At 45.3% G+C, this 24942-nt stretch carries 19 protein-coding genes; 16 read left to right on the top strand and 3 right to left on the bottom strand.

Annotated features, from left to right (window positions below; genetic code table 11):
* The first annotated feature begins 235 nt into the window (after window positions 1–235).
* Window positions 236–1345 carry a lipid-A-disaccharide synthase gene (lpxB, locus tag FEM33_RS22570; RefSeq protein WP_139014236.1) on the top strand — a complete coding sequence of 370 codons (1110 nt, stop codon included), beginning with the start codon at window positions 236–238 and terminating at the stop codon, window positions 1343–1345.
* Window positions 1346–1798: 453 nt separating this feature from the next.
* On the opposite strand, the gene FEM33_RS22575 is transcribed toward lpxB, so the two are convergent.
* Entirely contained in the window at window positions 1799–3049 is a 1251-nt protein-coding gene (locus FEM33_RS22575; protein WP_139014237.1) for an asparagine synthetase B, read from the bottom strand.
* A 515-nt stretch (window positions 3050–3564) separates the two neighbouring features.
* On the opposite strand from FEM33_RS22575, the gene FEM33_RS26795 reads away from it, so the two are divergent.
* Window positions 3565–4014 (top strand): esterase/lipase family protein, encoded by a 450-nt coding sequence (locus FEM33_RS26795; protein ID WP_229214369.1) that lies wholly within the window; start codon window positions 3565–3567, stop codon window positions 4012–4014.
* Window positions 4001–4351, top strand: a complete 351-nt coding sequence (locus tag FEM33_RS26800; RefSeq protein WP_229214370.1) for a prolyl oligopeptidase family serine peptidase — start codon at window positions 4001–4003, stop codon at window positions 4349–4351. The genes FEM33_RS26795 and FEM33_RS26800 overlap by 14 nt, the downstream gene beginning before the upstream one ends.
* 126 nt (window positions 4352–4477) lie before the next feature.
* Here FEM33_RS26800 and FEM33_RS22585 read toward each other — a convergent pair whose 3' ends face one another.
* Entirely contained in the window at window positions 4478–6190 is a 1713-nt protein-coding gene (locus FEM33_RS22585) for a prenyltransferase/squalene oxidase repeat-containing protein (protein ID WP_139014238.1), read from the bottom strand.
* Window positions 6191–6248: 58 nt separating this feature from the next.
* Window positions 6249–7847 (bottom strand): amidase, encoded by a 1599-nt coding sequence (locus FEM33_RS22590; protein WP_139014239.1) that lies wholly within the window; start codon window positions 7845–7847, stop codon window positions 6249–6251.
* An 835-nt stretch (window positions 7848–8682) separates the two neighbouring features.
* Between FEM33_RS22590 and FEM33_RS22595 the strand changes: the two genes are divergently transcribed.
* The 13 genes from FEM33_RS22595 to FEM33_RS22655 all read left to right on the top strand — a co-directional run bounded on the left by FEM33_RS22595 (window position 8683) and on the right by FEM33_RS22655 (window position 24935).
* Window positions 8683–9651, top strand: coding sequence for an FAD:protein FMN transferase (locus FEM33_RS22595; RefSeq protein WP_139014240.1), 969 nt, complete (start codon window positions 8683–8685; stop codon window positions 9649–9651).
* A 200-nt stretch (window positions 9652–9851) separates the two neighbouring features.
* Window positions 9852–10373 carry a DUF421 domain-containing protein gene (locus FEM33_RS22600; protein WP_139014241.1) on the top strand — a complete coding sequence of 174 codons (522 nt, stop codon included), beginning with the start codon at window positions 9852–9854 and terminating at the stop codon, window positions 10371–10373.
* Entirely contained in the window at window positions 10370–12475 is a 2106-nt protein-coding gene (pta, locus tag FEM33_RS22605) for a phosphate acetyltransferase (protein ID WP_139014242.1), read from the top strand. The genes FEM33_RS22600 and pta overlap by 4 nt, the downstream gene beginning before the upstream one ends.
* A gap of 1 nt (window position 12476) precedes the next feature.
* On the top strand, window positions 12477–13700 hold the full coding sequence (locus tag FEM33_RS22610) for an acetate/propionate family kinase (protein WP_139014243.1): 1224 nt from the start codon (window positions 12477–12479) through the stop codon (window positions 13698–13700).
* A gap of 158 nt (window positions 13701–13858) precedes the next feature.
* Window positions 13859–14473, top strand: a complete 615-nt coding sequence (locus FEM33_RS22615) for a TetR/AcrR family transcriptional regulator (protein WP_139014244.1) — start codon at window positions 13859–13861, stop codon at window positions 14471–14473.
* A 746-nt stretch (window positions 14474–15219) separates the two neighbouring features.
* Window positions 15220–16425 carry a serine palmitoyltransferase gene (gene spt, locus FEM33_RS22620; protein WP_139014245.1) on the top strand — a complete coding sequence of 402 codons (1206 nt, stop codon included), beginning with the start codon at window positions 15220–15222 and terminating at the stop codon, window positions 16423–16425.
* Window positions 16422–17543: a GNAT family N-acetyltransferase gene (locus tag FEM33_RS22625; RefSeq protein WP_139014246.1), complete on the top strand. Its 1122-nt coding sequence runs from the start codon at window positions 16422–16424 to the stop codon at window positions 17541–17543. Before spt ends, FEM33_RS22625 begins: the two co-directional genes overlap by 4 nt.
* Window positions 17540–18544, top strand: coding sequence for an NAD-dependent epimerase/dehydratase family protein (locus tag FEM33_RS22630; protein ID WP_139014247.1), 1005 nt, complete (start codon window positions 17540–17542; stop codon window positions 18542–18544). The genes FEM33_RS22625 and FEM33_RS22630 overlap by 4 nt, the downstream gene beginning before the upstream one ends.
* A 136-nt stretch (window positions 18545–18680) precedes the next feature.
* Window positions 18681–21206 carry a DUF5686 and carboxypeptidase-like regulatory domain-containing protein gene (locus tag FEM33_RS22635; protein ID WP_229214371.1) on the top strand — a complete coding sequence of 842 codons (2526 nt, stop codon included), beginning with the start codon at window positions 18681–18683 and terminating at the stop codon, window positions 21204–21206.
* Window positions 21207–21241: 35 nt separating this feature from the next.
* Window positions 21242–21955 (top strand): nucleotidyltransferase family protein, encoded by a 714-nt coding sequence (locus tag FEM33_RS22640; protein ID WP_139014249.1) that lies wholly within the window; start codon window positions 21242–21244, stop codon window positions 21953–21955.
* Window positions 21956–22028: 73 nt separating this feature from the next.
* Window positions 22029–22898: a hypothetical protein gene (locus FEM33_RS22645; protein WP_139014250.1), complete on the top strand. Its 870-nt coding sequence runs from the start codon at window positions 22029–22031 to the stop codon at window positions 22896–22898.
* Complete coding sequence (locus FEM33_RS22650) at window positions 22898–23875, top strand: CDP-alcohol phosphatidyltransferase family protein (protein ID WP_139014251.1); 978 nt, start codon at window positions 22898–22900, stop codon at window positions 23873–23875. Before FEM33_RS22645 ends, FEM33_RS22650 begins: the two co-directional genes overlap by 1 nt.
* On the top strand, window positions 23856–24935 hold the full coding sequence (locus tag FEM33_RS22655) for a lysylphosphatidylglycerol synthase transmembrane domain-containing protein (protein WP_139014252.1): 1080 nt from the start codon (window positions 23856–23858) through the stop codon (window positions 24933–24935). The genes FEM33_RS22650 and FEM33_RS22655 overlap by 20 nt, the downstream gene beginning before the upstream one ends.
* Window positions 24936–24942: the final 7 nt, after the last annotated feature.

Raw genomic sequence — 24942 nt, forward strand, 5'->3', positions numbered from 1 at the left:
TTCATTACTTTCCAGCAACTTGATTTGATCCATTATGAATCATGATTTGTTTGGCAATTTGTTTTTGTTACTGGTTGTTAACATTTGGCTATTAGAACGTTAATTTTCCATCCGGAATTGATCATAAAACAGCACTTAGCCACTTGCTTGCAGACTTGCTGCTGACAGCTAAAAGCCAATAGTTACTAGCTAACTACGCGCAGCTTACTACCAACGGCCATCAAAATTAATCAGAATGAAATACTACCTTGTTGCCGGCGAGCGTTCGGGCGATTTGCATGGTTCCAATCTTATCAAGGGAATCAGGGAAAATGATCCGGATGCACAGTTCAGAGGCTGGGGCGGAGACATGATGGAAGCCGAAGGCCTGGAACTGGTGAAGCACTACAAGGATACCGCTTACATGGGCTTTCTGGAAGTAATTCTCAACCTTCATAAAATTTCCGGATTTCTGAAAGAGTGCAAAACGGACATCCTGAATTACAAACCCGATGCGCTCATTTTAATAGATTACCCCGGTTTTAACCTTCGGATTGCTGCATTTGCCAGGAAAAAAGGTCTGAAAGTATTCTATTACATTTCTCCGAAAGTCTGGGCATGGAATCAGAAGCGTGCCCTCAGGATCAAGGAAAACGTAGATCATATGTTTGTGATCTTTCCTTTTGAGACTGAATTTTATTCAAAATACGATTACAAAGTAGATTATGTAGGCAACCCGCTCATGGATGCGATTGCATCGTTCCGGCCTGATCCGGACTTCAGAAGTAAAAATCAGATTCCGGCTGACAAGCCGGTTATTGCCTTGCTACCCGGAAGCCGGCAGCAGGAAATAACGGGAATGCTGGACATGATGCTGCGTACTCAGCCGCATTTCCCGGATCATCAGTTTGTGATTGCCGGTGTAAGCAATCTTCCGGCTTCTTTATATCAAAGATATGTTTCGGCTCACAATGCCATTATTGTTTACGAGTCAACTTACGATTTACTTGCCATTGCAGAGGCTGCCTTGGTGACATCAGGAACTGCAACATTGGAAACAGCCCTTTTTAATGTCCCGGAAGTTGTATGTTACAAAACGAGCGGTTTGTCTTATGTGATTGCAAAGCAACTTATCCGTGTACCTTATATTTCCTTGGTTAACCTGATTATGAAAAAAGAAACCGTGAGAGAACTGATTCAGAGTGAGCTGAACGAAGCAAATCTGGTGAATGAGCTGAAACAGATTTTACCGGGCGGATCAAAACATCAGGCGCAGATGAATGATTATGGTGTTTTGAGGGAGTTGGTTGGTGAATCCGGTGCTTCTGTAAAAGCAGGAAGGTTAATGGTTGAATATTTGAAATAAAAGGTAGTTTCGAGCCGCCCCGGAGGGGCGCCCTGTTTGTAGCCAAGGATGTAGGATGTAAATTTCGCCCCGAAGGGGCACCCTGTTTGTAGCAAAGGTTGTCGGATGTAATTTTTGCCCCGGAGGGGCATCCTGTTTGTAGCAAAGGTTGTCGGATGTAATTTTTGCCCCGGAGGGGCATCCTGTTTGTAGCAAAGGTTGTCGGATGTAATTTTTGCCCCGGAGGGGCATCCTGTTTGTAGCAAAGGTTGTCGGATGTAATTTTTGCCCCGGAGGGGCGCCCTGTTTGTAGCATAAGGTTGCGAGATGTAAGTTTTGCCCCAGAGGGACATCCTGTTTGTAGATTATAAGTTATTTAACATCAGGGGGCTCCTCCGGAGCCGCTCTTTGTGATGCCTTTAATTCTGGACTAGAAACAGAGGGCTCCTCCGGAGCCTGCCTGATTGCCAAATCTCAGGTTTTACGTTTTTTCTTTCTTGCAGATGGAAACAGAATGTTATTCAGTATTAACCTGTAACCTGGTGAATTAGGATACAAGTTAAGATCCGTAGGCATGCGGTGACTGCCGCCCCGGCCTTCCGGATCATGGCCGCCGTAGAATGTCCATTGCCCGCGGCCCAATTCCCCGTAAATGTACCGGTCGGAAGAACTGCTGGTTCCCATTACCAAAACGCCCGGTTTAATAATGCTCTTTGTAAATGCAGTCGTCTGACCCATAAATTCCCGGATCAGGTTTTCATGATTCTGTACGAGCATGGCAGGAATTACGTCCCATTTGGCAGAGAAATCGAACAGTGAGAAGTAGGCATCGCTTTCACCCCAGTTCCGGTATCGACCGGAAGAAGAATTAATATCCGAAAAATTCATTCCATCATACTCATCCAGTTGTAATTTGAAATTCTGGAAGGCAAAGGTTTTTTCAAAATCAAGCTTGGATTGTGCGTCCGGGTCGATGCCGTCACCGTCCATATTATCAACAATGTCTACTCCTTCGGCTGCCAGTGCAATGTCGAATGTTTCGGCACCGGAACACATGGCAAACAGGAAGCCGCCACCTGCACAGAATTCCTTGATCGATTTGGCAACGGCCAGTTTCATTTGTGATACTTTGGTAAATCCAAAACGGCTTGCAATGGCTTCCTGCGCTTTTATGTCCGCCTGAGTGGTCCTTCGGAGGTTTTTTCCAAACTGTCCTGTAAAATCTTCATGATGCAAGTGCAGCCAGTCATATTTGGGCAGATCGCCTTTCAGGATTTCTTCGTCGTAGATGACGTCAAACGGAATTTCGGCATATTTCAGAACCAGCAGGACAGCATCTGTATTCTCGAATTCGGCAGGACTGATCTTGATCGGGGAATAAACGGCTATTTTCGCAGCCTTATGCAATTTTACCACATCCATATTTACATCCGGATTGCTGATCTGGCTGATGATCTGCTGGCTTGCAGCTTCTGAAAGGATTTCGTAGGAAATAGCGCGGAGCTTGCATTCATTTTCAACCGATTTGGTGTACTGTATCATGAAACTCCCGCCGCGGTAATTCAGCAGCCAGTCCACGTCCGTTTCACCTTTCAGCAGCACATATGCAAGACCGTATGCTTTCAGGTGGTTGGTCTGCGATTTATCCATCGGAATGAAAATCTGGTTGGCAACGCAAACCTCTGCTGCAAGAACCAATATAAAGATTGTAACGCTTCTGAGCATGATTGTAGATGTTTAAAAATCCGTAGCGTCATGTAAGGAGAGGAGAGTAATCAAATTTAATGAATATTAGTAATATTAGGTCGCTGACATTGAGGGATTTCAATGTATTTTTAAATAAATATATTCAGTACCCTGAAAAGTATTCAAGAACGTAAAAACAGCGTCACCAAATGATTCTGATTTACAAGTTGAGTAAGGAAGAATTGTAACTGTTACCGATTATTTTTAAATTTAAGACTTCTGAAATCCTTTCTTTCAACTGAATGCGGTATTGCAATGTGCTGAATGAAAGCATTACAGATTCTTGTCTTTTCACACTGTTTTAAACTTTCCATAAAGTAAGATTACATTCATTTCCGCTGTTCAGGAAATTAAATGCTGCCGTGCCCGCAAATGCCGGGTAAGCAACGATTTTGACACAGGTTGAAGTCGCTGCCGCAGATACTGCCGGGTTTTGTCATGTTCAAATTGCCAGTTTCAACACGCATCAAAATTCCATTCAAATAACTCTATTTATGAAAAGCAGTAGCACAAAAACCATCGTATTTGTAACAGGAGCCTTTGTGAGTAACAGCGGCTGGGACAGCTGGAGAACGTATTTTGAAAGCAAAGGTTACACAACCTATGCGCCGCCATGGCCTTACAAGGATGCCTCCGCTGCCGAGCTGAGGGACAGACAGCCGCATGACACGCAGCTCGCATTGCTGACGTTGGACGAACTTGTCAACTCCTATGCAGATTTTGTTAAAAGCCTGCCCGAAAAGCCAATCATCATCGGACATTCGCTGGGTGGGCTCATTACTCAGATTCTTCTTAACAGAGATCTTGCCGCTGCCGCGGTTGCCATTCATTCCGTACCGCCGCAGGGAATCATACCTTACGAATTTTCTTTTCTGAGAGCCGGCTGGAAGGCGCTTGGTTTTTTTTACACCTGTCAAAAAAACGTACCTCATGTCATTGTCTGACTGGCAGTACGCCTTTACCAACGGTATGACGCTGGAAGAACAAAAGAAAACCTATTATGAAAATACAATTCCTGAATCCAAAACAGTAGTAAGGAACGGACTGACTTCCGCTGCAAAAGTTGATTTTAATAAACCACATGCGCCGCTACTGCTTACATCCGGCGACAAGGATCATATTATGCCCGCATCGCTGAACTTGCGGAATTTCAAAGCTTACAAGCAAAATGGCTCGGTAACAGAGTACAAGGAGTTTGCCGGGCGCAACCATTTTGTGCTTGGGCTTCCTACCTGGAAGGAAGACGCCGATTACATTCTGGAATGGCTGGATAAAAATTAATTTGAACAGCCTTTGTTACTTGATTATATTAATCCAGTGAAATAAGCAGGCCATAAATGTGAGCGTTTTGTATCGACAGCATGCCGGCACCTGTGACGGCATGCCTGTGAATTTACGTGTTGGTTTTCAGGAAAAACGGATGATGTGCCGGAAAGGAGTGAAGCCGGTAAGGTAAACGGTCGGTGCGTCCATGGCAGGCAATGCGCCGCGTAAGGCAATGTTTTTATGTAAGCCTGTTCCCGGCCCGAAAGTGATTGTGTCGTTACTGAATTTGTAATTTCCGGTTCCGCTTTTCAGAAGCCATGAATCTTTAGTGTTTTCAATTTTTGAAATTCCGGTAAATGTCCCGCCCGGCCGGAATATCAGTTCAAGGGCAACCGGCACGCGCTGCGTTCCCGAGGTTGTTATTTCTACTTCCATCCCGTTTTCTGTTTCCATGATCATAACCTTTGTTTCCAAAATCTGAATTTCACTTTGCGGCCTGGCATTTCGGGGCATTTTGTCCCAGTCGCCGTCATCCGGAAGCTGTTCTTTGGGATATGGCTGAAAGTACGGTCCTTCCAGTTGCTGTGTCATTTCCCATTTATTTCCATTCTGAACTATTTTTTCAGTCTGAAACTGGCCTTTTCCGAAAAATGACGATGCAAACCGCATTCCTTGTAAAACGGCGTTGCCTTTCATGAATGTAAACCATACGGGATTGTTGGCAATCAATGTACAATCCCGCTCATTTCTTCTGATTCTGACAAGTCCGGAATTCGGAAAAGTGCGTACGTAGTTCAATGGCAGCGGCTTTGCAGCCGGAATTTCATTCCATAAGAAAGTGTCTGAAAGGAAATAGTCCAGAAATCCGCCAATTTTGGGTCCGGCTGTTTTTTCAATCATTTCGCACATGGCCGCATATGCTCCGTTCTGATCTTTCAGAGCTAAATAGCGATATGGATAATAGTAATTTTCGAGCGTACCGACAACGGCTTTATCCTGCCTTCCGGAAGCGTCCGTTACAATTTCTCCATTCGAATGAACATAATACATCGTCATGTCCAGGTTTTTACGGACTGCATCCAGCAATTCGGGTTTGTTCAGACCTTTGGCAATGGTAATCAGCAGCCGGTCGGTCAGCGAGGAATAGATAAAAGTGCTTTTTTCATTGTACTGTCCATCCTTGTCAATATCGATTTTTTCAGCAAGCCATTGTTCTGCCCTTGCCGTGTACGCGGGATTGGGCCAGCGTTCGTTCAGTTTGGTCAGTGCAGCAGTTACAACCCAGCGGTGATTGGGCGTATGAATTCCGCCAACACTCAAGGCTTTGCCTGCGCGGAGCAGAAAAGTTTTCAGGTTTGCCAGCACTTTTTCCATATCCGCCGTTCCTGACTTTTCCAGCAGCGTATAGGCCATTACAAGCCTTTTAACCAGAAAACCGGTGTCGGGCGTAGAATGAAAATTGGTTGAAAGCAGATCAATCGTTCCGTCCTCATGCTGCGTTCTGACCAGATACAGAACAGCCGCATTTATATTATCAAGCAGCTGCGGTGATTGATAAAAACGGGATGAGGAAGAAAAAAGCGCGCAGGCTCCCCATTGTACCAAAGCAGCCGTGCTATGCGGGTTCAGAATGTCATATGCATCCTTAACACCGCCAAATTCACTGCTTCCGGAATCTTCAATCTGCAGAGACCGCAGCGATTCAACGCCGTGATCGTTCTGCTGAATCAATGCTTTTAACCAGGGAGGTACTTTTTTATCAATTATTTTTACAGGTACAAAACCTTTTGCCGGAAACACCGGCAACATACAAAGTACGGCTGTGCTGCTTTTAACAAATCCTCTTCTGTCCATGAAAGTTTTTGATTGCTTTCATCACAAAAGGATTTTATAGAGACTGCATACTAATTGTTCACTGAACCGTTTTGATAAAGCGCGGCACCCTGCGGTTTCCGGAAACCTGTTCGTAAGCATAAGCCATGCTGATCAGCGAAGGCTCACTGTACGCTTTTCCCAGAAATGAAATCCCGACAGGCAGTTCGCCGATGCTGCCCATGGGTACCGTTATGGACGGAAAACCGGAAAGTGCCGCCGGACCGTAAGACCCGTATCCTGTCCAGAAATCGCCGTTTACCGGATCTATACACCACGACGCGCCGGTTGCCGGGCCGCATAAGGCATCCAGCTTGTTGGTTTCAAGTTCCTTGTTCAACAAATCCCTTACTTTAATGATTTTGGCCAGTGCATCCTTGTATTCCTTTGATTCAAGATCGCCTTTTGACTGCGAAACTTCAAACAGTTCCTGCTTAAAATCGGGCATAACCTTTTCTTCATTGGCTTTGTTGAAAGCAATCAGTCCTTCCAGCGATCTGATTTTTGCATTGGAAGCGGAAAGGTATTTATTTACCCCGTCCTTGAATTCATATTGCAGCACCGCTGATTCTGCACCGTCCACATCGCCGGTTTTCATAAATTCCACTTCTACAATCGTTGCACCCTGACTTTTCATCTGGTCCAGTGCCTTTTTTAGCAAAGAATCAATTCCTTCATGCTGTTTCAGAAAGCCTTTTTCAACGCCAATGCGCTTTCCTTCCAATCCTTTCGGAAGCAGAAAAGCCGTATAATCCGGGACTTTCTCACGATAGCTGTTTTCTGCTGCATCCTGCTCGTCAAAACCCGCCATGGCTCCAAGCAGAACCGCCGCATCTGCAACGGTTCTGGCCATTGGTCCGGCTGTATCCTGTGTTCTGGAAATCGGGATAATACCGGAACGGCTCACCAGGCCAACCGTGGGCTTGATGCCAACAACGCCGTTCATTGATGCCGGACATGCAATGGAGCCGTTGGTTTCGGTACCGACGGCAACGGCACACAGATTGGCCGCCACAGCAACGCCTGAACCCGAACTCGAACCACACGGAGAACGGTCGAGCACGTATGGATTGTGCGTTTGGCCGCCGCGGCTGCTCCAGCCGCTCGACGACCTTGTGGAACGGAAGTTGGCCCATTCGCTCAGATTGGTTTTGCCCAGAATCACAGCGCCGGCTTCACGCAGTTGTTTTACCACAAAGGCATCCGTCCCGGCAATATTTCCTTCCAGTGCAAGCGATCCGGCAGTTGTCTGCATTTTGTCTGCGGTATTGATATTATCCTTGATCAGGACGGGAATGCCATGCATGGCGCCTCTTGTTTTACCGCTTTTCCTTTCCTTGTCCATGGCATCGGCAATGCTGAGCGCATCCGGGTTCAGTTCAATGACCGAATTCAGCTTGGGACCGTTGCGGTCGTATTTTTCTATCTGTTCCAGGTAATGCTGCGTGAGCGAACGGGAAGTAAGTGCGCCGTCCTGCATTTTCTTCTGCATGTCGGCAATAGTCATTTCAGAAATTTTAGAAGACTCAAGTTTCTCGTTTCCGCTGTTCTTGTCATTCTTGCTGCAACCGGTAAAACTGAATGCAACAGAAGACAAGCCTGCTGCCGAGACGATATGAATAAACGCTCTTCTTTTCATAGGAGTAAATGCACATGGAAGTTTAATGTGCAATATAAAAGACTGTAAATCCAGAATCGGTTTCCGGCTGTGATTTAATCAGACTTTTTCTTTATCCGGAGCAGAATCCAGAACGGCAGGATGACAATGCAGGAAAAAAGGGTTGCAAAAATGAGAATAACGGAGAATACAATCCTCGCGAGGAAAATGAAAATCTGGCTCATAAGTAAGTGTGTGTAATATTGTAGAACTATTTTCCGACTTTATTGAATTATATTTCTAATAAAGTAAAGAAACTATTGCAAAACAGACTTATAGAATACTTTGTACATTAAAATTGACTTAAATTTATAAATTTTTGCACAGTATTTTTGGCTGGCACAATAATTTATTTAACTTTGGCAATAGAAAATATCATATAAATCATTTGCGTCATGAACTTCCTGTCAAACATCATATATTATTCAGCAAAATTACTCTTTGCAACGATACTGTTTGTTGCCATGGTTATATCAACGATCATCTCGCTTCCTTTCATCGGAGCGGGGCTAATCAAGGATGCAGTGAATTCCTATTCACCTCAGCCGGATAACAATTACGTAGATAATTATAGTTAGTAAATCACTTTCATATCAGTAAAAGGGCCTGGATTTTAAAATTCAGGCCCTTTTTTGTTTTCTGAACAGGTAAGAAACGGTTTTGTACCCGTGCGGATTATACTTCTTCTCATAAAATGAATTAATTTTCGTTTTTAATCCTCAACAGAACATTTAACCGATTCCTGATGCCCGTTAGCTACGATTTCTCTTCTGCACAGCAAGTCAAGGTCAAACTATTTTTTTCGAAACCCGTTTTAATGCGACACTGCATCTTGCTGATTTTGACTTTGTTCTGCAATTTATCGTACGGACAGTTAAAACGTTACAGCTTTGAGAAGGGAATGATGGGTTCTCCGTTCAAACTGGTGCTGTATGCTCCGGACGATTCGGTTGCCAATGCGGCTGCCGACAGTGCATTCAAACGGGTTGAAAAGCTGAACGAAATCATGAGCGATTACCGCGACGGCAGCGAGATCAATTTGCTTTCTGCCCAGTCGGGAAGTGGGAAATGGGTTGCTGTAAGCAAGGAACTATTTGACATTCTGGCCATTTCGCAGGACATCAGTCAAAAAACGGAGGGCGCTTTCGATGCAACGCTCGGGCCCGTGGTGCAGATGTGGCGCCATGCTACAAGAAAAGGTATTTTTCCGGCCGAAAAGGAAATAGAAGAGGCTTTGTCAAAAACCGGTTTTAAAAAAATGAAACTGGATGCAGACGGCTACAAAGTCTTGCTTACCCAAAAGGGAATGCGCCTGGATATCGGGGGCCTTGGAAAAGGTTTTGCAGCCGAAGAAGCGATCAAGGTTGTAAAAAGGTATGGAATAAAGTCGGCAATGATGGATGCAGGCGGCAAAATAGTGCTCACTGATTCCCCTCCGGGCACAAACGGATGGAAAATAACGGTTTCAAACGGCAGCGACTCATTAAAGACCATGGAACTGTCCAATACTTCGCTGGCTACTTCCGGCCCGACTTACCGTTACATGGAATACAAAGGCGTTCGTTACTCGCATATTGTGGACCCGAAAACGGGCGTCGGACTGCTTTATCATGTAAGAACAACGGTTATTTCACCGGATGGGACCGTTGCCGACGCGCTTGCTACGGCATTCAGCGTGGCAGGAATAGCAAAAAGCAAAAAGTACATGAAGTTTTTTCCGGAAAGCAAGGTATGGCTCGTAGAAAAACAAAACGAGCAAGTTGCCGACTGGAACATGCTTGAATAATACTTACCCGGTTTTACATTTTACATCTCACATTTCACTTCTTACTTCTCACATCCTTCTCACATCCCGTACATCAAAACACGCAGCCGACATACCCGGCCCGGCGCGTGGTTTATTTTTTGCTGCAGAGATTTTCTGGAATCTTTAAAAGGAACAACTGAATACAGTTTTCAGGAAAACAGGAAATTTTACGGGCATCGATGGAAAGTATTGTAAAAATATTTGGAGAAGGTGAAAATCTCTCCACACTTCAGATGTCTCTGAGGGCGGCTGCTATTTTTATAGTCACACTGCTTTTACTGCGCATTGCCGGACGCCGTTCATTCGGCATGAAATCTCCTTTTGACAACATCATTGTAATACTGCTGGGCGCCATACTGAGCAGGACCGTCGTCGGTGCATCGGAATTTGTGCCTACCATTTCTGCGGCGCTTGTCATTGCCGTGCTTCACCGGCTGTTTGCCTGGATCGGATCTTTCAACCTGAAATTCGGAAGGGTGATCAAAGGCAGGAAAATAGCGCTGTACCAGAACGGGCATATTATGAAGGAAAATCTGAAAAGGGCGCTGGTCAGTGAAACAGACTTGTACGCAAGCCTGAGAAACCATCTGCAGGAAGACAATTTTGAAAATATAGAAAGTGCGTTTATGGAAAGCGACGGGCAAATCAGCTTTGTCAGGAAAAACACAAATATAACATCTGAAAAAGCAGGGATTTTATGACAAAGAATATATTCATTGCATCGGCGGAGCCTTATGCCGGAAAATCGGTCATCGCACTCGGGCTTGTAAATATGCTGCTGGCGAAAACCAAGAAGGTCGGTTTTTTCAAGCCGATCATTTCGCAGCAGGAAAACGGAGTCAAAGACAAGCACATTGAAGCGGTCCTGAATTATTTCTCCCTGCCGATCCCGTATGAAGATACGTACGCATTCACCCGCCAGGAAGTACTTCAGCAGACCGAATCCGAAAACTGGGGCGAAATGATCAATACAATCATCAGCAAGTTCAAAAAGCTGGAAGATGCGTATGATTTCACTGTTATTGAAGGAAGCGATTTCCTCGGAGAAGGCGTTGCTTTTGAGTTTGAATCCAATGCAGCCATTGCCAAAAACCTCGGCGCACCGGTTCTGACGATTATTAACGGAGAAAACAAATCCACTGCCCAGATCGTAAGTTCGGCCCTGAATGTGCTGCGGAATTTTGAATCGCGCGAAGTTCAGGTACTCGGGATTGTAGCCAACAGGGTAAAACAGGAACAGGTCGATGACGTGCGTGAACTGCTGCATATGCAGTTGCCGAAAGAAATTATCCTGACGATTATTCCTTTGGAAAAAGGGCTGCAAAGTCCGACAATGAAAGAAATTGCGGATGTACTTGAGGCCAAAGTGCTTTTCGGTGAAAACCTCCTTTCCAGTCAGGTTGACAATTTTGTTACAGGCGCCATGATGCTGCCGAACTTTTTGAACCATATCAAGGAAAACCTGCTCATTGTCACACCTGGCGACCGCGGCGATATTATTATCGGTGCACTTCAGGCCAATCTTTCCGCCAGTTACCCGAAAGTTGCGGGCATTGTGCTTACTGCCGGTACCGAGCCGGACGAGCCTGTTGTCCGCCTCATCGAAGGGCTTCAGACCATCATTCCGATCATAGCGGTCAAAAAAGGAACATTTGAAACGACAACAATGATCGGAGGAATCCATTCGCGGATTACAGCCGATAATACCAATAAAATTAGCCTTGCGATTGACACCTTTGAAAAATATGTGGATATGAAAGCGCTTGACGACCGGATCATTACATTCCAGCCGGAAGGAATTACGCCGCATATGTTTCAGTACCAGCTGGTAAAATGGGCCAAAAGCCAGAAAAAACACATTGTACTGCCGGAAGGAAACGACGACAGGATTCTCAAAGCCGCTGCAAGGCTTGTAAGCCAGAATATTGTGGATCTGACCATTCTCGGCGATCAGGCAGAAGTAGCGGCGTCGCTGAAAAGGCTGGGGCTGGATCTGGATCTGAACGCCGTTAAAGTGATAAACCCGGCTACTTCCGATTATTACGAACAGTATGTAGAAACGCTTTTTGAACTCAGAAAGAATAAAAATGTAAATCAGGAAATGGCGCGCGACCTCATGACCGATGTTTCGTACTTCGGTACCATGATGGTTTACAAAGGCGATGCCGACGGAATGGTTTCCGGCGCGGTGCATACCACGCAGCATACGATCAGGCCGGCTTTGCAGTTTATCAAGACAAAGCCGGGTGTTTCCATTGTGTCGTCCGTTTTCTTCATGTGCCTTCCCGAGCGTGTTTCTGTTTTTGGCGACTGTGCAGTCAATCCGAATCCGACTGCGCAGCAACTTGCGGAAATTGCGATTTCGTCCGCTGAAAGCAGCGCACGTTTCGGCATAGAACCACGCATTGCCATGTTGTCCTATTCTTCCGGAACTTCGGGTGAAGGCGAGGATGTGGAGAAAGTACGGGAAGCAACAGCCATTGTAAAACAAAAACGCCCCGACCTGAAAGTGGAAGGCCCGATCCAGTACGATGCTGCCGTAGACCCGATTGTAGGAAGCCAGAAAATGGCCAATTCGGAAGTGGCCGGAAAAGCAAGCGTGCTTATTTTCCCGGATCTTAACACGGGCAACAATACTTATAAAGCCGTGCAGCGCGAAACCGGTGCGCTAGCAATCGGACCGATGCTTCAGGGGTTGAACAAACCGATCAACGATCTGAGCCGCGGCTGTACTGTGGATGATATTTTTAATACTGTAATCATTACTGCGATCCAGTGCCAGGAAAGCGGACAATCTTCATAAAATGAATATTCTCGTTATAAATTCAGGAAGCAGTTCACTCAAATACCAGCTTTTCCATATGCCCGATGAAAAGCCGCTTTGTACAGGTTTGATAGAAAAAATCGGTAAGGAAGATTCATTTATAAGGCACAAGACGATCAATAAAGAGGATGTTCAGGTAACGGAAAAAACACTGTCGGTAAAAGATTACGGCGAGGGAATGAAACATGTTCTTGCATTGCTGACGGATTCGGGACTGATAAAAAACACGGATGATCTGGAAGTAATCGGGCATCGAGTCGTGCATGGCGGTGAGCATTTTTCTACGGCAGTCATCATTGATCCGGATGTCAAACAGAAAATCATGGGTTTGTCCACGCTTGCGCCGCTTCACAATCCGGTGAACTACAAGTGCATAGAATTCGCTGAAAAAATCTTTCCGAATGCAAAACAGATCGCCGTTTTTGATACCGCATTTCATCAGACGATGCCCGAATTCGCTTTCAGGTATGCAGTTCCGGAAAAGTACTATTCCGAAATGCACATCCGGGCGTATGGTTTTCACGGAACGAGCCACAAGTATGTGTCTGAAAAAGCAATGGAGCGGCTTGGGAAACCGGATGCGAAAATTATCAGTATCCATTTGGGAAATGGATGCAGCATTACGGCCGTCAACGGCGGAAAATCCATCGATACGAGCATGGGCTTCGGACCGCTCAGCGGGCTGGTAATGGGAACGCGCTCGGGCGATATTGATCCTTCGGTGATCCTGCATCTGCAGCGGAAGGAAGGAAAAACAGCCGATGAAATGGACAAGCTGCTTAACAATGAATCCGGATTGCTCGGACTTGCCGGTTCCAATGACATGCGCGATGTGGTGAAAATGCTGGAAGCCGGAAATTACGATGCGGAACTGGCCATTGATATGTATGCTTACCGGATCAAAAAATACATCGGTTCCTATGCAGCCGTTCTCAACGGACTGGATGCCATTGTATTTACGGCAGGAGTGGGAGAGAACGATGCGTTGATGCGGGAAAAAATCTGCCGCGATATGGAATATTTCGGCATTCAGCTGGACGCTGAAAGCAATCGTGCCAAATCGGATCAGATCCGGGAAATAAGCGGGAAAAGCGGCAGAGTGAAAATATTGGTGATCCCGACCAATGAAGAGCTTGAAATTGCCCGCCAGAGTTTCGAACTGCTGAGAGAAGATCCGCCTTGCGAGCAGGTCAATTTGTATTAATCCGCTAAAATTTGATATTAAATATTAATTTTAAATAGTTGTTTAAATTAATTACTTAAAACACTTGAGTGTATTGAAATTAATACAGACATTTGATCATCAATCAGCAGAAAAACGGTTTGATAATTTGTAGGATATTGCCTAACTCAGATTTGAAAGTGAAGTGTGTAACAGAAAAAAGTGAGGACAAGATCAAAGAAGCGGCCAGAAGAATTTTTCTGAAAAAGGGCTTTGACGGTACTACTTCGCGTGACATTGCGCGGGAAGCAGACATGAACATTGCGCTGACCAATTATTATTTCAGAAGTAAGGAAAAGCTGTTTCTTGAAATCTTCAAGGATATTCTGGAATTGTACTTTCAGAATATGGTGAGTATCCTGAACAAGCCGGTGGATATCAAAACCAAGATTTCGGACATGATCGAGAATGATTTCAAAATGATGAATGAAGAGCCCGATCTGGTGATTTTTATCATGAACGAGATTCACAAGGAACCGGAACGCCTTTTTCCTGATCTTACGTTTTTCAAGCAAATCCGGTCCACTCTGTTTTGCAAGCAGCTGAATGAAGGAATTGCAAACGGAACATTGCGGCAGGTTCATATTGAAAATATTATCCCGTTGATCAAAAGCTGCGTGGAGTTTATTTTTCTTGGAAAACACATTCATAAAAAGATCTACGGTATGAGCGAAGAGGAATTCAACCGGTATGCGCAGGAACAGAAAGAACATGTAAAAGCAATGATCTGTAATTACCTGATTCTGGAAGGTTGAATTTTTTTGCGTAAACGTTAAACAATTATTTAAAATAAACATTTGTTTAACCGGAATGCCTGTAAAATGAACACAGGGAATCTTGGCAGATCTGACGTTTACTGGCTCGGTTTTAATGACAGATCTTCGGTCCTGAAAAAATAGTAAAATGCTGGTTACAACCCTGATCCCGGGATTGCGGCCATGAAAGAAAACTCAGGATAGACCTGTCGCACGCTGATATGGGAATTATTCTGAAAAAGGCCGGGAAAAAATTTTTGCAGCAAATAAGTAAAATTCACTTTTTACAGATTGTTTAATACTTTGATGTTTTTTGAATAAAGATTTCAGAATCAGGCCGAACACACACATGAATGAGCAGCCGGCACAAAGACGCGCTTTTTTTATTACTGGTAAAATACAAAATGATTGACCAGCTTTGTGAACTACTGCGAAGGGTATCGGGTTTATCTTTTAAATTTATTTGCAGCTGAACGAATAGTCATAGTTTTTTAATACTTTGATAACTTTAAGCAGCGATAAGGCAGAAGAAAGAAAATTGTGAAACGGATCGGTGCAGACGGCCGAAAACCACGTATTAACATGCTGGAAAAGACATTTTACCATCACTCAAGGTTCAAAATTTATACTATGGAAAAGAACAACTACAATACCAACTGACCTCCCAGATCTTTCCAATCAGGTTACGGCCGGATGCCATCCGGCACCTTATAAAAAGAAGCTGTTGATTCTGACATTAATTATCTATGGGTAAAAAATTAAATAATCGAATTGCCGAATTTAAAGACGCGGCCAATGTAAGAGCAAAAGGTCTTTATCCCTTCTTCAGACCCATCGAATCGGGTCAGGATACAGAGGTTATCATCAATGGAAAGCCGGTCCTGATGTTCGGGTCAAATTCATATCTGGGGCTTACATCCCATCCTTATATCATTGAAGCATCGCAGAAAGCGGCACAGAAATACGGTACCGGCTGTGCAGGTTCCCGGTTTCTGAACGGCACACTCGACATACACGAAGAGCTGGAAGAAAGACTTGCCAAATTTACGGGCAAGGAAGATGCAATCCTGTTCAGTACCGGTTATCAGGCCAATCTGGGTGCGTTATCGTGCCTGACCGGCCGCAACGATTATCTTGTTCTGGATGAAAGTGACCATGCTTCCATCATCGACGGAAGCCGCCTGTCTTTTTCCAAAGTAATCAAGTACGCGCACAACGACATGAACGATCTCCGGAAAAAGCTGAGCCTTTTGCCGGAAGAAGCCATCAAGCTGATTGCTACGGACGGGATTTTCAGCATGGAGGGTGATATTGTGAAGCTGCCCGAACTGAACGCTATTGCAGCCGAGTTTGATGCAACTGTTCTGGTGGACGATGCGCACAGTCTGGGCGTGATTGGGCACAATGGCGCCGGAACTGCTTCCTACTTCGGACTGACAGAAACCACGGATCTGATTATGGGAACATTCAGCAAGTCACTGGCTTCACTGGGCGGGTTTATTGCAGGAGACGCAAGCACAATCGATTACCTTAAACACCGCGCGCGTTCGCTGATGTTCAGCGCAAGCATGACGCCCGCTGCCGTTGGAAGTACGCTGGCTGCACTGGACATCATCGAATCGGAGCCGCATCATATTGAACGTCTCTGGGCCAATACAAGATATGCGAAAGAGCTGCTGCTTGTCAACGGCTTTGATCTCGGACGTACCGAAAGTCCGATCCTGCCATTGTACATACGCGATAATGAAAGGACATTCGTGCTGACCAAACTTTTACAGGACGAAGGAATTTTTGTAAATCCGGTTGTTTCGCCGGGCGTTCCTCCTGAACAGTCGCTGATCCGTTTCTCACTGATGGCAACGCATACATTCAGCCAGATTGAAGAAGCAGTGGATAAAATTACCAAAATTTATCGTCAGATCTGCCCTCAGCCTGTCACTGAAAGACTATGAAACAAATCGTCCACGTAAACTCTCCCAAAGAACTAAAGCTGTTTATTGATTTTCCGCATGATCTTTATCGAAACGATAAAAATTATGTTCCGGAACTTTTCATTGCACAAAAGGACATGCTTTCCCCGGACAAGCATCCTTTTTACGAACACTCCGAAGTGAAGCTGTTTCTGGTTCGGGACGGGGAAAGTATTACGGGACGGATTGCCGCCATTTACAACCGCAATCACATTGAATTCACGGGCAAGAACGACGGTTTTTTCGGCTTTTTCGATGCCATTGATGATCAGGAAACCGTAAATCTGCTGCTGTACGAAGCGGTAAAATGGTTGAAAGCAAAAGGCGTTTCCAATCTGGTGGGGCCGGTTAACCTTTCTACCAATGATACCTGCGGGTTGCTGATCGATGGTTTTGAAAGACCGCCGATGGCCATGATGCCTTACAACGCACCGTATTACATTGAACTGCTTAAAAATGCCGGTCTGTCGAAACAAACGGACCTGCTGGCTTATGAAATCAATGTAAATACGGCCAATGACAAATCCGTGCGACTTATTGACGCGCTGGAAAACAGGCTGAAACGGAGCGGTGTGATTATCCGCAAGGTGAATATGAAAGATTTCAAGAACGAGGTTGTTAAAATCCGTCAGGTTTATAACAAAGCCTGGGACAAAAACCTGGGTTTTGTTCCGATGACCGAAAAGGAATTTGACTATCTGGCCAAAGATCTGAAAATGATTCTTGATCCGAATTTCTGTCTTGTTGCTGAAAAGGACGGTGAAATGGTCGGTTTTGTACTCGGGATTCCGGATATCAACCAGATTCTGATCAAAATTAAAAGAGGGCGTTTACTGCCGACGGGAATTTTCAAGCTGCTGATGGGCAAGAAAAACATTACCCGCATCCGCGTGCTTACACTGGGCGTCATTGAAGGTTATCGGAAAATGGGCATCGAAGCCTGTCTTTACGGCCATATCATCAAGAACACGTACGGTACAAAAGTTACAGGCGGCGAATGCTCGTGGATGCTGGAAGAAAATTACCTGATGAACCACGCCATTGAACAGATCAACGGCCAGCTGTACAAACGGTACAGGTTGTTTGAAAAAGCAATATGAAAGAGAAAGTTTTCATAACCGGAGCCAGCGGATTCATTGGTTTTCATCTGGTGGAAGCTGCACTGAAAGCAGGCATGGAAGTACATGCAGCCGTGCGGCCATCCAGTGACCTGACTTTTCTGAAGAAGCTGAAAACGGATTCTCTTGTATTTGCAAACACAGATTTCAGTTCGCAGGAATCGCTGAAACACACACTTGAAAAGTCGGGCTGTGAGTATATTATTCATGCTGCGGGCGTTACAAAAGCCAAAAGTGCAGCGGCTTACAACCTCGTCAATGCCAATTACACACTTCATCTGGCGCAGGCTGCGCTGGCGACGGGCATTCCGCTGAAAAGGTTTGTTTTTTTGAGCAGTCTGGCAGCGATCGGGCCGGCAGCTTATGCAGAAGAACAGCCCATAACGGAAAAGACTTTGCCGGTTCCGGTAACGGATTATGGCAGAAGCAAGCTGCTTGCCGAAAATTACCTTTTGGATGTTAAAAATTTACCGTTGACGATTATCCGCCCGACTGCCGTATATGGTCCGGGGGAAAAGGATTTGTTTGTCCTTTTCAAAACGCTGAACAAAGGTCTGGACGCTTACATCGGCAAAGGCCCGCAGCGGCTCAGCTTTGTGTATGTCAAAGATCTGGTGGCAGCCACAATGGCCGCATTGAAAGAAGACAGCCAGCAAGTTACCGTTTACAATATTTCCGACGGACATGCTTACGACCGGTATGCGCTGGCAGACAAGTTTCAGGAAATAAGCGGCAGAAAAAGCATTCGTACGCACCTGCCAATGGCACTGGTGAAAATCGTTGCCGGATTGCTGGATGCAGTTTATGCATTTTCAACGGCAACGCCGGTTCTGAACAAAGAGAAATTAAAAGAGCTTACAGCGCCAAACTGGATCTGTAGTATAGACGCAGCCCGCAATCATCTGCGGTACCGGCCGCAATACGATTTGCAGCAGGGACTTACCGAAACACTGATGTGGTACAAGGAAAATAAATGGCTCTGACATTCCGGTACTCTCTTGATCATCAGCCGGAATTCCGGTGAAATGATTGACCGAAGGCTAAGGACTGCAAAATAACACGTTATGATGTTTAAAAATGAAAACAATTATTAAGCCGGTATGGTCAAAAATGCTCCTGATGATCTGTTTAGTACAGATTTACAGCGGAACAGCCATAGCGCAAAGCACAACAATCAAAGGAACGGTTACAGATGCAAAATCCGGCGAAACGCTGCCGTATGTATCTATCCTGATCCCCGGCACTACAATGGGAACCGTCTCGGATGCAGACGGACGTTATGCACTTACGTTAGTTGAAAATCACGCGAAAGTTAAATTTACTTACATTGGCTACCTCAGCGTAGAAAAGGAAATCAAGCCGGGTGTCAGTCAGGTGATTGATGTGAAAATGGCTGTCGATGCATCCATGCTGAAGGAAGTAACGGTGAAAGGAAAAGCAAAATACCGCAACCGCGACAATCCTGCCGTACAGCTTATCCGCGAGGTTATTGCGCACAAGGACCAGAACAAAATGGCCAGCAATAATTACGTCGAATATGAACAGTATGAGAAAATTTCATTTGCGCTGAGCAATCTTTCTGAAAGTTTCAGGGAAAAAAGGATTTTCAAGAATTATCAGTTTTTGTTTAAGGATCAGGATTCGGCTGCAATCGGAGGCAAAAACATGTTGCCGGCCTACATTCAGGAAAAGCTTTCACAGGTTTATTTCAGGAAAAATCCCTACACGAAAAAACAGCTTGTCCTCGCCAACCGCCGTGCCGAATTTGATGCGAAGTTTGTGGATAACGACGGTCTGAGCGCCTATTTCAACAGGCTTTATGAAGATATCAATCTTTATGACAACGATATTTCCATTGCAACCAACCTGTTGCTGAGCCCGATTGCCAACACCGCACCGACTTTTTACAAGTTCTTTATCCGGGATACGGTCAAAACCAATACGCCGTGGCTCGTGGAACTGGGCTTTGTTCCGAGAAACAAAACGGATATGCTTTTTGAAGGCAAGCTGTACGTTACGCTGGACGGAAATTACGGCGTTCAGAATGCTTATCTGACGGTGAACAAAGACATTAACCTGAACTTCATGCGTGATCTGGAAGCGCATATCGAATTCGAAAAAGGCGCGGACGGACGTTATCACCTGAACAAAACCAGTCTGGCAATGGAATTTGCGCTGGGCGAGAAAAATGCAGGTTTTTACGGTCAGCGGATTGTCAACTTCAAGAATTACGTCATCAACCAAAGCCGGCCGGACAGCATTTACAAAGGCCCGGGTGAAGAAATTGCGTATAATCCGCAGGTTAGGACGGGAGAATCTTTCTGGAACAGCGCAAGGCACATTCCGCTGGACAAAATGGAGCTGGATATTTATAAAAACATTGATACGCTGCAGACCATTCCTTCTTTCCGGCGCACCATGGACATTTCTACACTTCTGCTTTCAGGTTACAAGTCGTTGGGAAAAGTGGAAATCGGGCCGGTGAATACGTTTTACAGTTTCAATCCGATTGAAGGTTTCCGGCTGCGCTTCGGCGGAAGAACAACGACGGATCTGAGCAAAAGGGTTTATTTCGAAACCTATGCGGCATACGGTTTCAAGGATGAGAAATGGAAGTATTTCCTGAGCGGTACTTATTCGTTCAATAACAAATCCGTTTATCATTTTCCGCTGAACTACATCCGTGCGAGTTACCAGCGCGATACCAAAATTCCCGGTCAGGACTTGCAGTTTGTTCAGGAAGACAATTTTCTTTTATCTTTTAAAAGAGGTGAAAACAACCGCTGGCTGTACAATGACGTGTACAAAATGGAATACGTAAGGGAACTTGAAAACCATTTTTCTTACCGGATCGGTTTTACGCAGTGGAGACAGACGCCCGCCGGCATATTGCGTTACGAAAGGCTGAACGATGAAGGCGGCCTGCAGAATGCCGGTACGCTGAGCAATACCGAAGCCAATCTGGAACTGCGCTACGCGCCGAACGAGCAGTTTTATCAGGGAAAATTGTACCGTACGCCGATTATCAACAAATACCCGATTTTCACGCTGCGCTACAATGCCGGTCTGAAAGGTGTTTTTGAAGGACAAAACCGGTATCACAACGTTTCGGCCAATATTTCAAAACGGGTTTATTTATCCCAGTTCGGTTATGCGGATGTGACGACGGAAGGCGGCTATATTTTCGGGAGCAAAATCCTGTTTCCGCTGCTGACCATTCACCGCGCCAACCAGACTTACGCTTATCAGCTTAATTCCTATAACCTGATGAACTTCCTGGAATTTGTCAGCGACCATTACGCCAGTCTGGATGTTCAGTATTACATGAACGGGTTTCTGTTTAACAAAATACCGCTGATCAAAAAGCTGAAATTGCGCGAGGTTTTCAGTTTTAAAGGATTGATGGGCGGGTTGCGTGATGAAAACAATCCGGCCATGAACCCGTCGCTTTACCGCTTTCCTATGGATGAAAACGGCAAACCGATCACGTACACGCTGTCCAGGGAACCGTACATTGAAGGAAGTATAGGCATTGCGAACATTTTCAAACTGCTCCGTGTGGACCTTGTGAAAAGATTTACGTATCTGGACAATCCAAATGTCTCGGAATGGGGCGTACGGGCGAGGTTCAGGCTCGATTTTTAAGAGACGAAAAGGGCTCAGTTTAAAACACCAATTATATGAATTATGCAATCATAGCAGCCGGAGAAGGTTCGCGCCTTGCGAAGGAAGGGTTCAAGCTTCCGAAGCCCATGGTCAGCCTTTACGGAGAAATGCTTATAGATCGTCTGATCGGGATTTTCATGCGCAACAACGCGCAGCGGATCAAAATCATCATCAATGAAGAGTCGGAAACGCTGGAAAGTCATCTGACGGAATTAAGCCGCACGTTTCCGATTGATATCATTAAAAAATCCACGCCGAGTTCACTGCATAGTGTTTACGAGCTTTTAAGAACCGATCCCGAACTGGATTCCGTATGCCTTACAACGACGGATACCGTTTTCAAGGAAGAGGAATTCAGCGAATTCATTGCATATTTTCAGGAAAACAGCAGCATAGACGGCCTGATGGCAGTCACTTCTTTCATTGATGATGAAAGTCCGTTGTATGTAACCGTAAATGAGCAAAATGAAATTACTGCATTTACCGATCAGAATGTGACGCAGACGCCGTTTGTGTCCGGCGGAATTTACTGTCTGAAAAAAAATGCCATTGCCGTTGTAGACAAAGCGGTGAAAAACGGCACAAGCAGAATGCGGAACTTTCAGAGGCAATTGCTGGAAAACGGCGTCAGGCTGGAAGCTTATCCGTTCTCTAAAATCGTGGACGTAGACCATGTAAGTGACATCCGGACGGCAGAGCTTTTTCTGAGTCCTGAAAATGCCTATTAAGAAAACAAGACTGATACCAATTAACCAAATTACCCTTTAAATGACCGGCGATTTTTACCGGTCAGCAGCGTACATGAATGAATTAGAAATACTGGGCGTGCACCGTAACCGGAAATTTTCGCCTAACCATATTGGAAACGACGATGCCATTTTTTCACTGACAGCCAAAGAACTTGTTAAAATGGGATGCGGAATCAGCATTTGTTCCGAAGACGAACTTCTGGCAATGGATGAAGTTACGCAGCAGAAAATATTCACAATGGCCCGTCAGAAAGAAGTTGTAAGGAAATTGCAGGATTTTGAAAAAAATGGGGTTCAGGTTATTAATTCGGCATTCGGGATTGAAAACTGTTACCGCACCAATCTGACCAACGCATTGAACCTGAACAACATTCCGGTTGCAGAAAGTTACATCGTTCCGACTTCTTACAGTGATAACGATGTTTTTGATAAAATAGACAGCAAAGGTTACTGGATCAAGCGCGGCGATTTTCATGCAATCCATAAAGAGGACGTTTCCTTTGCAAGTACAAGAGATGAAGCCAAGGAAATCCTGCGCGAGTATGCGCTGCGGGATATTCCCGATGCGGTTATTTCCGGCCATCTGATCGGTGATCTGGTGAAATTTTACGGTGTGCGCGGAACCGATTTTTTCTTCTGGTTTTATCCTTACGATAACAATCATCACAAGTACGCCGATTATCAAAGCATCAACGGGAATTCTGTTTATCATGCATTTGATGCGGAAAAATTAAAAAATGTAGCGACAATCGCGGCAGAAGTGGTTGGAATAGCTATTTACGGAGGAGATGCCATTGTCGGCAAAGACGGAAGTTTCCGGATTATTGACCTGAACGACTGGCCGAGTTTTGCACCCTGCCGGGATCAGGCAGCCAGCCACATCGCACGCATGCTTTACAATCAATTTACCAACCAGAATTAATGGAGACAACTACTTCAGATAAAAGCGGAAAAAAAGAGGAGGAAGTCAAATCCGGATCAGCTTTTGAAAATTCACTCAAATCCAGCGATACCGAAGAACAGATTGATATCTGGTTTTACCGCCCGATCGGTTATCAGATCGCATTGTTTTGTGCAAAAGTAGGCATCAGGCCCAATCCGGTTACCATCGTCAGTATTTTCTTCGGGGTTGCTGCCGGGATCCTTTTCTATTATCAGGAACTCTGGATCAATGTGATCGGCATGTTGCTGCTGGTTTTTGCCAATTCGCTCGACAGTGCCGACGGACAGCTTGCCCGCATGACGAACGACAAAAGCAGGCTTGGCCGGATTCTCGACGGTGCAGCGGGTGATTTCTGGTTTATTGCCATTCATATTGCAATTTGTCTGCGCAGCCAGAATGAAGGCTGGAGCGCATGGATCTGGGTTCCGGGCGTATTGGCCGGAGCTTCGCACGTTGTGCAGTCGGCCATGGCGGATTATTACCGCAACGTGCATTTGTTCTTTATCAAAGGAACTTCCGGAAGCGAGCTGGATAATTCACGCGATCTTCAGCAGGAATATGACCGGCTGAGCTGGTCATCCGATTTCGGGATGAAACTCATTGCAAGGACTTACCTGAACTATACCAAACTGCAGGAAAGTTTTTCACCGCATCTGCAGAAACTGCTTGCGCTTGTACGCAGCAAATATCAGAACGGACTTCCGCAGGAACTCGTTACCGATTTTCGGGCGCACAACAGGCCATTGATGAAATATACGAACATTGTCCAGTTCAATACACGGGTTTTGTTTCTGTTTCTCTGGCTTTTTCTGGATCAGTCATGGATTTACTTCTTTTTCGACATGTTCGTCCTGAACCCGATCCTGATTTATATGATCGTCAATCAGGAAAAAGTGAGCCGCTATTTTTATCAGAAAATCCTGAACGGAAAAACGAATGGGTACCAAACTATATAAAGCTGTTTTTCTGTTCATAGGAATCGTTACGCTGAGCTATATGCTTTACAGCACCGGATTGCTTGTGATCTGGGAAAACATTCAGCTGACAGGATTCTGGTTTATTCCGGTTATAGGAAGCTGGCTGGTGATTTATCTGCTTAATGCCTGCGCGTTCCGTGCCATTATTCACGAGCCGGCCATGCCCGAAAGCAACATTTCCTTTCGTTCAGTTCTGCGGCTTACGATTTCGGGTTATGCCATCAATTACATTACGCCGTTTGTAGCGCTGGGCGGTGAACCGTACCGGATTCTGGAACTCAAACCTACGCTTGGCATTCAGAAAGCAACGTCTTCCGTGCTGCTGTACGGCCTGATGCACATGTTTTCGCATGTTATTTTCTGGCTTGCTTCCATTATCCTCATCGTGGCCGTCGTGCCGCTGAACAATATGATGCTTGTTGGCTGCGGGCTTTTACTTGTAACGGGTTTGGTTTTGGGTTACTGGTTTATCAATGTGTATAAAAAAGGCTTTACCGTAAGTACTTTTCGCCTGCTGGAAAAAATCCCTTTTATCAGAAAGAAAGCCAATGCCTTTGCGCAGAAAAATGCGGATACCTTGTTTGAAGTGGACGAACAGATCCGCATTTTATACGCCGAACGAAGGAATGTATTTTACGCTTCACTGTTTTACGAGTTTGCAGCCCGGCTGATTTCCTGCGCGGAAATCTATTTTACTGCGCATGCCATCGGAATGGAAATGACTTTGTCGCAATCGCTGATCGTGAGTTCGGGTTCATCGCTGTTTGCCAATCTGATTTTCTTTTTCCCGATGCAGTTGGGGACGCGCGAAGGCGGACTGGCCCTTGCGCTGAGCAGCGTCGGTCTTCTGGCTTCCAAAGGAATTCTGATCGGAATTGTAATGCGCATCCGGGAAATTGTCTGGATCGCGATCGGACTTGCGCTTATCAACCGCAAGGTGAAAAACAGGAATTCAAACGATGACAAGGATAATGAAGAAAAAAATATGGAACCTGTTCCGGTCGGATCGGTAAACACATTCAGACAGCAGAATTTATAAAAAACAA

It is taken from the genome of Dyadobacter flavalbus, assembly GCF_006149045.1.
Taxonomy (GTDB): domain Bacteria; phylum Bacteroidota; class Bacteroidia; order Cytophagales; family Spirosomataceae; genus Dyadobacter; species Dyadobacter flavalbus.